The sequence below is a fragment of the Variovorax sp. YR266 genome (assembly GCF_900107295.1).
GTDB lineage: Bacteria > Pseudomonadota > Gammaproteobacteria > Burkholderiales > Burkholderiaceae_C > Variovorax.
On the sequence record NZ_FNPM01000001.1, the window covers coordinates 210,658 to 225,319 of the forward strand.

The window sequence follows — 14,662 nt, forward strand, 5'->3', positions numbered from 1 at the left end:
CGGCACGCGCGTTGGTGCCGAAAGCCATGTCGTTGCCGAAGGCTGCATTGGCGTTGTTGCCGAAGGCCGTCGCGCCGCCGCCATTGGCCTTGGCACCGGCGCCGACCGCGACTGCGTTGGCGCCAGAGCCGATGGCAGAAACGCCGAGGGCTATCGCGTTGAGGGCCGACGCATTGGCGCCGTCGCCAACGGCAACACCGGCTGTGCCGCTGACGCTCGAGCCGCGACCGACCGCGATACCGGAGTTGGCGGCAGCCGCCACTGAGGACTGACCGCCGATGGCGATGCCGTCGACGGCCGCCGACTTTGCCACGTCGGTGGTGTTGCTGCCGATGGCGATGGAGCCGGTGTTCGAAGCCAGCGTGCCATTGCCCGCTGCCAGCGAGTTCTGGCCCGTGGCCTTGGCTCCCACCCCGAAGGCGGTCGCGCCGCTGGCAGAAGCCGTGGTGCCGTTGTTGCCGATCGCCAGCGTGTTCAAGGCACTGGCCGTGGTCTGGCCGCCGACGGCGGTCGAATCCTGGCCGGTGGCCTTGGCACCCGTGCCAACGGCGGTGGAATCGCCCAACGATGCAGCCGTACCCGTCGCCACGGCGCCCCAGCCGATCGCAAGATTCGAGGCGCCGGTAGTCGCAGCATTGGCATTCGTGCCGATGGCGATGGCATTGCTGCCGATCGCGTTCGCGCCGTCACCGAGCGCAATCGCACTGGTACCCGCGACGTTGGCGCCGCGGCCGATGGCTACGCCCGAAGTGGCCCCGGAACTGACAAAAGCCTGGCCGCCGATGGCGATGGAATCCGTCGCGGTCGCCTGCGCGCCCTTGGTCGCGTTGCTGCCGATGGCCACGGCCCCACTGCCCGAGGCGGTGGTCGAGTTGGCAACGGTCAGCGGGGTGGTGCCGTCCCCGCCAGCGCCGCCGATGGCTACGGAATTGAGCGCGGCAGCGTTGCTGCCGAAGCCCATCGCGATGCTGGAGATGCCGCCCGCGTTCGACTCCAGCCCGTAGGCGCTGCTCCACTTGCCGCTCGCGTTGCTGAGGAAGCCGAATGCGGAAGCCCCGGTTGCCCGGCCCTGGGCGAACGCGCCGTACACGGTCACCGCGGTCGAGCCCGTACCGGTCGCGTTGCATCCCGCCACCAGCGAGTAGGTGCCGGTACCGTCTTGCGTCGGTGCACCGGTCGCTCCACTGGTGCTTCCGGGATTCACGCGGCCGACGATGCCACTCGATCCCGTCACACAGGTGCCGTCGGTATTGATGACGTTGGCGTACGCCACCCCGGCTCCGCCCTGCATCACCCCATAGATGGCCGCCACGGCCAGGAGACGGAATGTCGACCGCTTCGCGCTACCGCTTCGCTTGCCGCGCGCCGAGGTGAGCTCGGAAGCCGCCACCCATGCTCCCAGGGCTTCGTTCCATATGCTTCTGTATGACTTGTTCATTTACTGTTCGGCTCGCGGTGAATGGATTGACGGGTTCAGATCGACAAAAAATGCGATGCCCCTGCGTCAGGTTCCATCGCTGAAGGCACGCGCTTGGGAGTGCCTCGATTACAGGAATGCTGGAATGTACGGACTTGTTTACATTTCAGTTCGCATGCCGCAATAGGGAAATTTCGAACCAATGATTTAGTTCACAAAAATGAAATATGAGTGAACTCATTTAGGCCCGAGGGTTGCCGACAAGCCACTGAAAGCGGGAGGCCACATAGAATCCAAAGCGCGGCTTCAGCGGACTTTTTTCACACAACTTCGCCGATAAGCTCCCTTTCTCCTTCTTCTCGCCGCCGGCTCAAAGAACAGTGCGTCTGCTCTTTGCAAGCCTCGAAGAATGACAAAGCCCGCTGAAATAGGAATTTCGTCACATAGCAGTTAATTAATTGCCAACCCCAGAAAACGATCTGCAATCGCCGCGGATGGCAATTAACATTCTTGAAACAATTAAATGAGGTCCGCCATTCAGCTGCGCATCGGCATCACCATCGGCCTCCACCACGAGGCCGAAACCCTCTGGAACAACGGCATCAAGCAGAACGCCGTGTTCCTGGCGGAAGCACTGAAGCACTGCCCGGATGTGGCCTCGGTGGTACTGGTCAACACCACGGCGATCCCGATCACCCCGGCCCTGCCCTGGGACCAGACACGCTGGCCTACCGTGACCTTCGAGGCGGCCAAGGACAACGTGGACGTGCTGATCGAGCTCGGCGGCCAGATCGACCCGGCGCAGACCGACTACCTGAAGCAGCGTGGCGCGCGGCTGGTGTCCTACTGCTGCGGCTTCGAATACGTGCACGCCATGGAGTCGATGCTGTTCAACAAGCCGCTCTGGGGGCAGAACCTGTTCGTGAACCAGCGCTACGACGACATCTGGATGGTTCCGCAGGTGGCGAACATCAGCCAGCCGTACTTCGAGGTGCTGCGCCGGACCGAGGCGCGCCCCGTGCCTTTCGTGTGGAGCCCGGTATTCCTGGACGAACGCACGCGAGCCCTCCCCGACGCCGGCGTCTACCAGCCGCACGCCGGGCCGCGCCGCCTCAGCGTGATGGAGCCGAACATCAACGTGGTGAAGTTCTGCCTCTATCCGGTTCTGATCGCCGAGTTGGCCTACCGCGCCCGGCCCGAAGCCATCGCGCTGCTGCAGGTCACCAATGCCGAACGGCTGGCCAGGGAGAACATGGAGTTCATCACGCTGATGAACCAACTCGACCTGGTCCGCGAGCACAAGGCGGTCTTCCTGGGCCGACATGAAACGCCCGTGTTCCTCGCGCAGAACACCGACATCGTGGTTTCGCACCAGTGGGAGAACCCGCTCAACTATTTCTACCTGGAAACCTGCTGGCAGGGCTACCCGCTGGTGCACAACGCGCACCTGTGCGCGGACCTCGGCTACTACTACCAGGGCAACGACGTGGCCGGCGGCAGCGCCCGGGTGCTCGAAGCCATCGACACGCATGATGCGCAGGCAGCCGCCTATCGCGAGCGCCAGCGCAGCCTGATCGACCGCTACCTCCCCGGCAACGCCGCGGCCACCGAGGTCTACAACAACCTGCTGCTCGGCCTGATGCAGCGCCCCGCCCGATAGACAGGCACACGGAGCCCGAAATGCTTGACCCGTCCGAACTCCGGCAGTTCTTTCCCGTGGTCGTGACGCCGAGTCACGACGGCAAGTTCTTCCAGAACTACGTCGCCTCGATGCTGAACTTCACTGTCCAGGCCGAGCGCGCCGGCCTGCGCATGCAGGTGCTGATGCACCAGGGCGAGAGCCTGGTGACGCGTGCGCGGAACAACTGCGTGGCCCAGTTCCTCGCCAATCCGCAATGGACCCACCTGTTCTGGATCGACGCCGACATCGGCTTCTCGGCGCAGGCGGCCTTCCGGCTGCTGCTGTCGGGCTACGACATCGCGGCCGGCGTCTATCCGCTGAAGCGGGAGAACTGGCCCGAAGGCGGCGTGGCAGCGGGCACGACGCAGCAGCAGTTCGAGGCCACCTTCACCCGCTACACGGTCAACGCCAAGGCCTCGGAGACCACTTCGCAGGTCGAACTCAAGATCCAGCCCGACGGCTTCATGGAGATGACCGAGGCACCGACCGGATTCATGGTGATCAAGCGCGCCGTGTTCGAGCGGCTCATGGCGAGCTACCCTGATCTCGCCTACGTGCCCGACAGCATCGGCGAGGCCGACCTGGGCCTGCACTACCGCTTCTTCGACGTGATGGTCGACCCGCAGACGCGCCGCTATCTCTCGGAAGACTACGGCTTCTGCCGCCTGTGGTCGGGGCTGGGCGAGTCGATCTACATCGACGCCAATTCCAACCTGACACACCAGGGCGCCAAGCTGTACCGCGGCGACTTCGCCAACTCGCTGCTGACCTCCCTGCCCCATGCGGTGGGCGGCCCGGTCGGCGCGAAGATGGTGCTCACGGGCCAGGAGTACCTGCAGCCCAACGCGCCCTCGCTCTGAGCTGAACGAAGGCGCATCACCCACAAAAAAGCCCCGCCGAAGCGGGGCTTTCTGATTGGAGCGAGCCGAAGAAGATCAGGCCGCGACCGTGTCCGCCACGCCCTTGTAGTCTTCGATCTTGTCGAAGTTCAGGTACTGGTAGATCTGCGCGCTGGACGCATCGAGCACGCCCGTGGCGGCCATGTACTCCTCGCGGGTCGGGATGCGACCCAGGCGCGAGCAGATGGCGGCCAGTTCGGCCGAGCCGAGGTACACGTTGGTGTTCTTGCCCAGGCGGTTGGGGAAGTTGCGCGTGCTGGTCGACATCACCGTCGCGCCTTCGCGCACCTGTGCCTGGTTGCCCATGCACAGCGAGCAGCCCGGCATTTCGGTGCGGGCACCGGCATTGCCGAACACGCCGTAGTGGCCTTCCTCGGTGAGCTGCTGCGCGTCCATCTTGGTGGGCGGAGCGATCCACAGCTTGACCGGGATGTCGCGCTTGCCTTCGAGCAGCTTCGACGCGGCGCGGAAGTGGCCGATGTTGGTCATGCACGAGCCGATGAACACTTCGTCGATCACGGCGCCGGCCACGTCGCTGAGCGTCTTCACGTCATCGGGGTCGTTCGGGCAGGCCACGATGGGCTCGTGGATCTCGGCCAGGTCAATCTCGATCACGGCGGCGTAATCAGCGTCGGCATCGCCCTTGAGCAGTTGCGGGTCCGCAAGCCAGGCTTCCTGCGCGGCGATGCGGCGTTGCAGCGTGCGGGCATCGGCGTAGCCTTCGGCAATCATCCACTTCATCAGCGTGATGTTGCTGTTGATGTACTCGATGATCGGCTCCTTGTTCAGGTGCACCGTGCAGCCGGCGGCCGAGCGTTCGGCCGAGGCGTCGCTCAGCTCGAAGGCTTGCTCCACCTTCAGGTCGGGCAGGCCTTCGATTTCGAGGATGCGGCCCGAGAAGATGTTCTTCTTGCCCTTCTTCTCGACCGTCAGCAGGCCGGACTTGATGGCGTACAGCGGAATTGCGTTGACCAGGTCACGCAGCGTCACGCCGGGTTGCATCTTGCCCTTGAAGCGCACGAGCACCGATTCGGGCATGTCCAGCGGCATCACGCCGGTGGCGGCCGCGAAGGCCACGAGGCCCGAGCCCGCCGGGAAGCTGATGCCGATGGGGAAGCGGGTGTGGCTGTCGCCGCCCGTGCCCACGGTGTCGGGCGTCAGCAGGCGGTTGAGCCACGAGTGGATCACGCCGTCGCCGGGGCGCAGCGACACGCCGCCGCGGTTGGCCATGAACTCGGGCAGTTCGTGGTGCATCTTGACGTCGACCTTCTTGGGGTACGCCGCCGTGTGGCAGAACGACTGCATCACGAGGTCGGCCGAGAAGCCCAGGCAAGCCAGGTCCTTCAGCTCGTCGCGCGTCATCGGGCCGGTGGTGTCCTGCGAGCCGACCGAGGTCATCTTGGGTTCGCAGTACGTGCCCGGGCGAACGCCCTGGCCTTCAGGCAGGCCGCAGGCGCGGCCGACCATCTTCTGTGCGAGCGAGAAGCCCTTCTTGGTGTCGACCGGGCTTTGCGGCAGGCGGAACAGCGTCGACACGGGCAGGCCCAGCGCCTCGCGCGCCTTGGCCGTCAGGCCGCGGCCGATGATCAGCGGAATGCGGCCACCGGCGCGCACTTCGTCGAACAGCACGTCGCTCTTGACCTGGAACTCGGCGATGACCTTGCCGTCCTTCAACGCCTTGCCTTCATAGGGACGCAGCTCGACCACGTCGCCCATGTTCATCTGCGCCACGTCGAGCTCGATGGGCAGCGCGCCCGAGTCTTCCATGGTGTTGTAGAAGATGGGAGCGATCTTGCCGCCGAGGCAGACGCCGCCGAAGCGCTTGTTCGGCACGAAGGGAATGTCTTCGCCGGTGAACCAGAGCACCGAGTTGGTCGCGCTCTTGCGCGAAGAACCCGTGCCGACCACGTCGCCGGCATAGGCCACGAGGTGGCCGCGGGCGCGCAGGTCTTCGATGAACTTCACGGGGCCGCGCTTGCCGTCTTCTTCGGGAACGATGCCCGGGCGTGCGTTCTTGTGCATCGCGAGGGCGTGCATCGGAATGTCGGGACGGGTCGTCGCGTCGGGTGCGGGCGACAGGTCGTCGGTGTTGATTTCGCCGGCCACCTTGAAGATGCTGACGGTGATGCTCTCGGGCACTTCGGGACGGCTGGTGAACCACTCGGCATCGGCCCAGCTTTGCAGCACGCCCTTGGCGTTGGCGTTGCCCTTGTCGGCCTTCTCCTTGACGTCGTGGAACTGATCGAACATCAACAGGGTTTTCTTCAGGCCTTCTGCTGCCACAGCGCCGACTTCAGCGTCGTCGAGCAGGTCGATCATGGGGCTGATGTTGTAGCCGCCGAGCATGGTGCCGAGCAGTTCGGTCGCGCGGGCGCGCGAAATGAACTCGCTCTTCTCGGTGCCGTGGGCCACGGCCGCGAGGTAGCTCGCCTTGACCTTGGCGGCGTCGTCGACGCCGGCGGGCACGCGATAGGTGAGCAGGTCGAGCAGGAAAGCGCCGTCCTTGGCGTTCGCGCTCTTGAGGAGCTCGATTGCTTCAGAGGTCTGCTTCGCGCTCAAGGGCAGCGGCGGGATACCGAGCGCGGCGCGTTCGGCAACATGGTCAACGTAGGCTTGCAACATCTTCTTTTCTCCGGAAACTGAGCTGGCGGGCGTGCAGTACGGCAAGCAAGAGCCGCGCCGCACGCCGTTTCGTTACTTACTTCTTTTCGCCGTCGGCGCCTTCGAACAGGGCCTTCGGCGGGTTCTTCTTCATTTCTGCGGCAAATGCGACCTGGGCGTCGGTCTGGCATTCATCGGCAATGCGCAGGCCGGCCTTCTGGTTCATCAGCATCGACTTGTTGCCGAGCTGGAGCCACATGGCGCCGGCACGCGGGTCTTCGAGGCGGATGGCGCCGGTGCGGCTTTCGACCGGGTGCATGCGGTACTTCAGGCCCTTGGTGGTCACGGTGAAGAAGCCGGGCTTCTTTTCGTCGGGCGTGACGGTCACGTCGGCGCCGAGTTCGCATTGGGCGCGGCCGATCGACACGCGCTGGGCGACGGCCAGGTCGGCATCGGTGAGCACGACGTTCGTGTCGTCGGCGATCGGCGTGACTTCCTCGACAGCCTTGGCCGCCTTGCGGGTGACCTGGCGCTTGGGAGGCGTCTTCTTGGCTTCGGCCTTTGCCGCAGGCTTGGCCGCGGGCTTGGCGTCCTGCGCGACTGCTGCAAGCGGCAGGGCCAGGGCGACGGCGGCGATCAGGGCAATTTTCTTCATGTGTGGGTTTCCTTGAGGCTGGATTCAGAGAGTTTCAGGAGGCCGCGAGCGCAAACCAGGCTTTCGCCTCGGGGGGCAACGCGCGCCCTGTTGCGTGGGCGCGCGTCAAGACCTGCCAAAAGTGGCGGTAGCTCGCGCGGTCGTGCAATGTGCCATCAATTTGTGTCGGAGCCCAATCAGCAAGTGCCGCTTTTGCAATGATTTGTGTGGCAACTTGAATCTGCGCCTCGTCGGGCGCAAAGGCCTCGAGGATGGGGCGGATCTGGTTCGGGTGGATGCTCCACATGCGCGTGTAGCCGAATTCGGTGGCCGCCTTGCGGGCGGCCGTGCGCATGGCATCGGTGTTGCTGAACTCGGTGACCACGCAGTGCGAAGGCACCTTGCCGTAGGCATGCGCGGCCGATGCGATGGCCAGCTTGGCGCGCACCACCAGCGGGTGGCTGAACTGCCCTGCCGCACCCATGCCATCGGCAGGGATCGCGCCGGCGTGGGCCGAGACGAAATCCATCAGGCCGAAGCTCAGCGACTGCACGCGCGGATGGGCGGCAATCTCGAAGGCGTTGTGCACGGCGAGCGGCGACTCGATCAGCACGTGCAGCGGCAACGTATCGGCATCGGCCGCCTCGAGCGCCGCGACAGCCTGCAACACATCGGCCACCGACTCGACCTTCGGCACCATCAAATGGCTCAGGCGCTGGGCGGCACGGCCGGCAATGGTGACCATGTCGCCGGCAAAGGCGGGATGGTCGACGGGGTGCACGCGCACGCCGACGCGCATGCCGGGTTTGGCGGCCAACGCTAGTTCGGTGACTAGCGCGGCATGCTCGGCTTCGCCGCCCACCGGGGCGCCGTCTTCGCAATCGAGGGTAACGTCGAACACGCAGGCGCCGAACTCCTCGGCCATTTCGGCCTGGAGCGCGAGGCTCTTCTTCATGCGCGCCTCGACGCCGCTGTAGTGGTCGCACACGGGCAACGTCACAGCGCCGGCTTGTGCGCCGAGCAGTACTTCAGCGGGATGCGCCGTCTTCGTCATGCCTTTTTCTGCGCCACGATGAACATGCGCGGGAAGGCGAGCAGCCGCTTGCCGTCGGTGCGCGCCGGATAGGCTCCGTTCACTCGACGCTCGTACTCGGCGAGGTAGCTCGCCTGCAGGTCCGGCGGCAGTCGGTCGACGAAAGGCTTCAGCCCCGTGCCGCGCACCCATTCGACGATGGATGCGGCATCGGCCATGCGGTGCTGGTAGATCGTGTGCCAGACATCGACGTGCACCGCACGCGGCGCCAGCAGGTCGTAGTAGCCACCGAGGTCGAGCAGCAGGGTGCGCAGCTTGTCGGCGTCGCCGATGCGTTCGGCCCACGGTGCTTCAGCGGCCAACGCACGCATCAGGCGATGCGTGGGCTCCTGGCGGTTGTCGGGCATCTGGATGGCGAGCACGCCACCCGGGGCCAGCGCGTCGAACAGGCGCGGGATCAGCTTTTCGTGATCGGGCACCCACTGCAGGGACGCGTTGGCATAAATGAGGTCGGGCGCTTCTTCCTGGGATTGCGGCGCCCAGGTCGCAATGTCGCTCAACTCGAAGCGCGCCTGCGGCAGACGCTCGCGCGCGCTGACAAGCATGGCTTCGGAGTTGTCGGTTCCGAGGACTTGCGCCTTCGGGAACCGGTTGACCAGCAGCTCGGTGGAGTTGCCCGGTCCGCACCCGAGGTCGACCACGCGGGCGGCCTCGGTCAGTGGCACCCGCGCCAGGAGCTCCTGTGCGGGTCGGGTGCGCTCGTCCTCGTAGCGACGGTAGAGCGCGGGGTTCCAGTCGAGCATGCTGGCTGGTCGTGCTTTAGAGCAGGTGAGCGACGCCGGCGCGTTCGCCTTCCAGTTCTTCCAGGGTCTTGTTGATGCGTTCCTGGCTGAATGCATCGATCTCGAGGCCTTCGACCAGCTTGTATTCACCGTTTTCGCAGGTGACCGGGAAACCGAACATCACGTCCTTCGGAATGCCGTACTGGCCGTCAGACGGAATGCCCATGGTGACCCACTTGCCATTGGTGCCCAGGGCCCAGTCGCGCATGTGGTCGATGGCGGCGTTGGCAGCCGAGGCAGCCGACGACAGGCCGCGTGCTTCGATGATGGCCGCACCGCGCTTGCCGACGGTCGGCAGGAAGGTGTTGGCGTTCCATTCCTGGTCGTTGATCATCTTGGCGACGCTTTCGCCGTTGATGGTGGCGAAGCGGTAGTCGGCGTACATCGTGGGCGAGTGATTGCCCCAGACGGTGAGCTTCTCGATGTCGGCCACGGCCTTGCCGGTCTTGGCGGCGATCTGGCTGGCGGCGCGGTTGTGGTCCAGGCGCAGCATGGCGGTGAAGTTCTTGCGCGGCAGGTCGGGAGCGCTCTTCATGGCGATGTAGGCGTTGGTGTTGGCCGGGTTGCCGACCACCAGCACCTTGACGTTGCGGCTGGCGACGGCGTTGAGGGCCTTGCCTTGCGCGGTGAAGATGGCACCGTTGACGGCCAGCAGTTCGGCACGTTCCATGCCGGGACCGCGGGGGCGCGAACCGACGAGCAGTGCGTAGTCGGCATCCTTGAAGGCGGTCATCGGGTCGCCGTGGGCTTCCATGCCGGCCAGCAACGGGAAGGCGCAGTCGTCGAGTTCCATCATCACGCCCTTGAGCGCCTTCTGGGCCTTCTCGTCGGGGATTTCGAGCAGTTGCAGGATGACCGGCTGGTCTTTGCCGAGCATTTCACCGGAGGCGATACGGAACAACAGGGCGTAACCGATTTGACCGGCGGCACCGGTGACGGCAACGCGGACGGGCTTTTTGCTCATGGGAAGACTCCAGAAGGTAATGAAACGGTGTCGGCGCTCTCGTGGGGCGCCAGGGGTTCTGCGGGCTGGGAATACTTCCCGCAGCGCGAGACCGGCCGCATTTTAAGCCGATTCAATGAGCCTCGTCTTATGTCTTATATAAGATATCCTCCGGGGGTCCGCCAAGGCGCACCCCACCGCTGCCATGAACACGCCCACCACATTCGACGAGCCCGCGACGCCGTCCTTCAGTCCGCTCTACCAGCAGATCAAGACATTGATCCTGCAGAGCCTGCAGGCGGGCGAGTGGAAGCCTGGCGAACCCATCCCGAGCGAGATGGACCTGGCCGTGCGCTATCGGGTGAGCCAGGGCACGGTGCGCAAGGCCATCGACGAACTCTCTGCCGAAAACCTCGTGGTGCGCCGCCAGGGCAAGGGCACCTTCGTCGCCACGCATGCCGAGCAGCATGTGCAGTACCGCTTTCTCAAGCTCGTGCCCGATGCGGGCGACCCGAACACCGAGGGCCCGGCGGTGCGCACCATCGTCGACTGCAAGCGCCAGCGCGCATCGGCCGACGTGGCGCGCGCGCTCGGCCTGCGTACGGGCGACGCGGTGCTGCAGGTGCGGCGCGTGCTCGCCTATGGCGGCGTGCCCACCATTCTCGAAGACCTCTGGCTGCCCGGTGCGCCCTTCAAGGGGCTCACCGCCGAGCGGCTGCGCGCGTGGCCCGGCCCGATGTACGCGTTGTTCGAAACCGAGTTCGGCGTGCGCATGGTGCGCGCAGAAGAAAAAATCCGCGCCGTACTGCCCGATGCCGAACAGGCCGCGCTGCTCGACGTGACGCTGCAGATGCCCCTGTTGAGCGTGGAACGCGTGGCGCACACCTACCATGACATGCCGATGGAGCTGCGCCGCGGGCTCTATCGCACCGACACGCACCACTACAGGAACCAGCTGGGCTGATCCCGATGCAGACGAAGGCCGAATACCGCCGCGCCGATGTGCGCATACAAGCTGCGCATTGCGCTACGAAGTCAATAGCATCCGACTGCAACGGTGCGCCGACTCGTGCATGTCCGCTGCGCGATGGTGCATTGCAATAGAATTTTGCGTTGTTTGCATTTCCGCAGAAGAAACAAAAGCGTTCGCTCTCAGAACAAGCCAACAAGTCACAAAAGCCACGAAAGCACTTCCCCCAATGACAGAGCTTGCAACTCCCCCCCGGCCTCCGCGTCGCGAATTCCGCAACATCAATGCCTTCACCGACCTCACGACCTACCGGCTGCCGCCGGCCGGCATCGTGTCGATCCTGCATCGCGTCAGCGGCGTGCTGATGTTCCTGCTGCTGCCGTTCATCATCTGGATGTTCGACACCTCGCTGTCTTCCGACTATTCGTTCGCCAAGTTCAAGGCCGCCTTCAACAGCGGCCTTGGTTTCGTTCCGGGGTGGTTCTTCAAGCTGGTCGCGCTCGCGCTCATCTGGGCCTACCTGCACCACTTCATCGCCGGCCTGCGCCATCTCTGGATGGACGTGAGCCACGCTGCCGTGACCAAGGAATTCGGCCATACCTCGGCTGTCGTCACGCTGGCACTGAGCATCCTGCTCACCGTGGTGCTCGGCGCCAAGCTGTTCGGCCTGTACTGAGAAGGAGCCAACCATGTCTGTGAATTACGGCTCCAAGCGCATCGTCGTCGGCGCGCACTACGGTCTGCGCGACTGGCTCAGCCAGCGCATTACGGGCGGCCTGATGGCGCTCTTCACGATCGTGCTGCTCGCGCAACTGATCTTCACCCGCGGCCCCATCGGCTACGACCTCTGGGCCGGCATCTTCGCCGCGCAGTGGATGAAGGTGCTCACGTTCTCCGTGATCGTCGCCCTGCTCTACCACGTGTGGGTCGGCATGCGCGACGTCTGGATGGACTACGTCCAGCCCGTCGGCATCCGTCTCGTGCTGCAAATTTTCACCATCGTCTGGCTTGTCGGTTGTGCGGGTTGGGCCATTCAAGTGCTTTGGAAGATCTGACCCCACCATGACCTACACAAAAGAAAAAATCACCAAGCGCAAGTTCGACGTCGTGATCGTCGGTGCCGGCGGCTCCGGCATGCGCGCCTCGCTGCAACTCGCACGTGCCGGCCTCAACGTGGCCGTGCTCTCCAAGGTGTTCCCGACCCGTTCGCACACCGTCGCCGCTCAAGGTGGCGTGGGCGCATCGCTCGGCAACATGAGCGAAGACAACTGGCACTACCACTTCTACGACACGATCAAGGGTTCCGACTGGCTCGGCGACCAGGACGCGATCGAGTTCATGTGCCGCGAAGCCCCGAAGGTCGTGTACGAGCTCGAACACTTCGGCATGCCCTTCGACCGCAACCCCGACGGCACCATCTACCAGCGCCCGTTCGGCGGCCACACGGCCAACTACGGCGAGAAGCCCGTGCAGCGCGCCTGCGCCGCGGCCGACCGTACCGGCCACGCGATGCTGCACACGCTCTATCAGAAGAACGTCGAAGCCCGCACCCAGTTCTTCGTCGAATGGATGGCGCTCGACCTCATCCGTGATGACGAAGGCGACGTGGTCGGCGTGACCGCGCTCGAAATGGAAACCGGCGACCTGCACATCCTGCAGGCCAAGACCGTGCTGCTGGCCACCGGCGGCGCAGGCCGCATCTTCCAGGCCTCGACCAACGCCTTCATCAACACCGGCGACGGTCTCGGCATGGCGGCCCGCTCGGGCATTCCGCTGCAGGACATGGAGTTCTGGCAGTTCCACCCGACCGGCGTGGCCGGCGCAGGCGTGCTGCTGACCGAAGGCTGCCGCGGCGAAGGCGCGATCCTGCTGAACAGCAACGGCGAACGCTTCATGGAGCGCTATGCGCCCACCCTGAAAGACCTGGCGCCGCGCGACTTCGTGTCGCGCTCGATGGACCAGGAAATCAAGGAAGGCCGAGGCTGCGGTCCCAACAAGGACTACGTGCTGCTCAAGCTCGACCACCTGGGCGCCGAAACCATCCACAAGCGCCTGCCCTCGGTGTACGAAATCGGCGTCAACTTCGCCAACGTCGACATCACGAAGGAACCGATTCCGGTCGTGCCCACCATCCACTACCAGATGGGCGGCATCCCGACCAACATCCATGGCCAGGTCGTCATCCAGAAGGGTGAAGAGAACAGCGCAGTGGTGAACGGCCTCTACGCCGTGGGCGAATGCTCCTGCGTGAGCGTGCACGGCGCCAACCGCCTGGGCACGAACTCGCTGCTCGACCTGCTGGTGTTCGGCCGCGCGGCCGGCAACCACATCGTCGAGTTCAACGACAAGCTCAAGGAGCACAAGCCCCTGCCCAACGATGCGGCCGACCGCACGCTGGAGCGCCTGAACCGCCTCGAGTCGACCACCACCGGCGAATACGCCCAGGACGTGGCCGGCGAGATCCGCGCCGTCATGCAGCAACATGCGGCAGTGTTCCGCAAGCAGGCCTCGATGGACGAGGGCGTGACCAAGATCGCCGCCGTGCGCGAGCGCGTCAAGGCCATCGGCCTGAAGGACAAGTCGAAGGTGTTCAACACCGCCCGCATCGAAGCGCTTGAAGTCGACAACCTGATCGAAGTGGCGCAGGCCACCATGGTCTCGGCCGCCGCCCGCAAGGAATGCCGCGGCGCCCACACGGTCGAAGACTACGAACGCCCGGCGGACGATCCTGTCGCACCGCTCGGCCGCGACGACGTCAACTGGATGAAGCACACGCTCTGGTACAGCCAGGACAACCGCCTCTCGTACAAGCCGGTCAAGCTGCAGCCGCTCACCGTGGCCTCGGTTCCACCCAAGGTCCGCACGTTCTAAGAGAACGGCTCACAGTCAGCTCATACAAAGCATTCACAAGGTCACTACGATGAAGCGCACATTCCAGATTTACCGCTACGACCCGGACAAGGACGCCAAGCCCTACATGCAGACGGTCGAGATCGAACTCGACGGCCACGAGCGCATGCTGCTCGACGCCCTCATGAAGCTCAAGGCGCAAGACCCGACGCTGTCGTTCCGCCGCTCGTGCCGCGAAGGCGTCTGCGGCTCCGACGCGATGAACATCAACGGCAAGAACGGTCTGGCCTGCCTGACCAACATGAACACGCTCAAGGGCACCGTCGTGCTCAAGCCGCTGCCGGGCCTGCCCGTCATCCGCGACCTGATCGTGGACATGACGCAGTTCTTCAAGCAGTACAACTCGATCAAGCCGTACCTGCAGAACGACACCGTGCCGCCCGAAAAGGAACGCCTGCAGTCGCCCGAAGAGCGCGAAGAGCTCAACGGCCTGTACGAGTGCATCCTGTGCGCGAGCTGCTCCACGAGCTGCCCGAGCTTCTGGTGGAACCCCGACAAGTTCGTGGGCCCCGCCGGCCTGCTGCAGGCCTACCGCTTCATCGCCGACAGCCGCGACGAAGCCACCGCCGAACGCCTGGACAACCTGGAAGACCCGTACCGCCTGTTCCGCTGCCACACGATCATGAACTGCGTGGACGTGTGCCCGAAGAGCCTGAACCCGACCAAGGCCATCGGCAAGATCAAGGAATTGATGGTGCGCCGCGCCATCTGACCCTGATCCATTTGTTCGAG

General features: G+C 64.7%; 12 protein-coding genes and 1 pseudogene. 7 read left to right on the top strand and 6 right to left on the bottom strand.

The genetic code is table 11. The annotated features are described in order from the left end of the window. Positions 1-85: 85 nt before the first annotated feature. Positions 86-1,438: pseudogene (locus BLW48_RS36045) on the bottom strand (ESPR-type extended signal peptide-containing protein); the annotation flags it as partial. 502 nt (positions 1,439-1,940) lie between these two features. Between BLW48_RS36045 and BLW48_RS01045 the strand changes: the two are divergent. After that, complete coding sequence (locus BLW48_RS01045) at positions 1,941-3,077, top strand: DUF2827 domain-containing protein (protein ID WP_093172128.1); 1,137 nt, start codon at positions 1,941-1,943, stop codon at positions 3,075-3,077. A 20-nt stretch (positions 3,078-3,097) separates the two neighbouring features. Continuing rightward, entirely contained in the window at positions 3,098-3,958 is an 861-nt protein-coding gene (locus tag BLW48_RS01050; RefSeq protein ID WP_093172130.1) for a hypothetical protein, read from the top strand. 75 nt (positions 3,959-4,033) lie between these two features. On the opposite strand, the gene BLW48_RS01055 is transcribed toward BLW48_RS01050, so the two are convergent. From BLW48_RS01055 to BLW48_RS01075, 5 genes are all read right to left on the bottom strand, one after another. Next, on the bottom strand, positions 4,034-6,619 hold the full coding sequence (locus BLW48_RS01055) for a bifunctional aconitate hydratase 2/2-methylisocitrate dehydratase (protein ID WP_093049553.1): 2,586 nt from the start codon (positions 6,617-6,619) through the stop codon (positions 4,034-4,036). A gap of 76 nt (positions 6,620-6,695) precedes the next feature. Beyond that, positions 6,696-7,253 carry a hypothetical protein gene (locus BLW48_RS01060; protein ID WP_093049550.1) on the bottom strand — a complete coding sequence of 186 codons (558 nt, stop codon included), beginning with the start codon at positions 7,251-7,253 and terminating at the stop codon, positions 6,696-6,698. Between the two features lie 34 nt (positions 7,254-7,287). Further along, a complete protein-coding gene (locus BLW48_RS01065; protein ID WP_093172132.1) occupies positions 7,288-8,286 on the bottom strand; it encodes an HpcH/HpaI aldolase/citrate lyase family protein in 999 nt (332 codons plus the stop codon). Next, positions 8,283-9,068, bottom strand: coding sequence for a trans-aconitate 2-methyltransferase (gene tam, locus BLW48_RS01070; protein WP_093172134.1), 786 nt, complete (start codon positions 9,066-9,068; stop codon positions 8,283-8,285). The genes BLW48_RS01065 and tam overlap by 4 nt, the downstream gene beginning before the upstream one ends. Positions 9,069-9,084: 16 nt before the next feature. Next, positions 9,085-10,071 carry a malate dehydrogenase gene (locus BLW48_RS01075; protein WP_042578072.1) on the bottom strand — a complete coding sequence of 329 codons (987 nt, stop codon included), beginning with the start codon at positions 10,069-10,071 and terminating at the stop codon, positions 9,085-9,087. 184 nt (positions 10,072-10,255) lie between these two features. Between BLW48_RS01075 and BLW48_RS01080 the strand changes: the two genes are divergently transcribed. The 5 genes from BLW48_RS01080 to BLW48_RS01100 all read left to right on the top strand — a co-directional run bounded on the left by BLW48_RS01080 (position 10,256) and on the right by BLW48_RS01100 (position 14,642). Continuing rightward, the gene (locus BLW48_RS01080; protein WP_093049541.1) at positions 10,256-11,014 is read left to right on the top strand and encodes a GntR family transcriptional regulator; all 759 of its coding nucleotides are present in this window, start codon (positions 10,256-10,258) and stop codon (positions 11,012-11,014) included. A gap of 235 nt (positions 11,015-11,249) precedes the next feature. After that, positions 11,250-11,696 carry a succinate dehydrogenase, cytochrome b556 subunit gene (gene sdhC, locus BLW48_RS01085; RefSeq protein WP_093049538.1) on the top strand — a complete coding sequence of 149 codons (447 nt, stop codon included), beginning with the start codon at positions 11,250-11,252 and terminating at the stop codon, positions 11,694-11,696. A 13-nt stretch (positions 11,697-11,709) separates the two neighbouring features. Then, positions 11,710-12,075 carry a succinate dehydrogenase, hydrophobic membrane anchor protein gene (gene sdhD / locus BLW48_RS01090; protein WP_093049535.1) on the top strand — a complete coding sequence of 122 codons (366 nt, stop codon included), beginning with the start codon at positions 11,710-11,712 and terminating at the stop codon, positions 12,073-12,075. Between the two features lie 7 nt (positions 12,076-12,082). Continuing rightward, positions 12,083-13,891: a succinate dehydrogenase flavoprotein subunit gene (gene sdhA, locus BLW48_RS01095; RefSeq protein ID WP_093049532.1), complete on the top strand. Its 1,809-nt coding sequence runs from the start codon at positions 12,083-12,085 to the stop codon at positions 13,889-13,891. 49 nt (positions 13,892-13,940) lie between these two features. Then, entirely contained in the window at positions 13,941-14,642 is a 702-nt protein-coding gene (locus BLW48_RS01100; RefSeq protein ID WP_093049529.1) for a succinate dehydrogenase iron-sulfur subunit, read from the top strand. Positions 14,643-14,662: the final 20 nt, after the last annotated feature.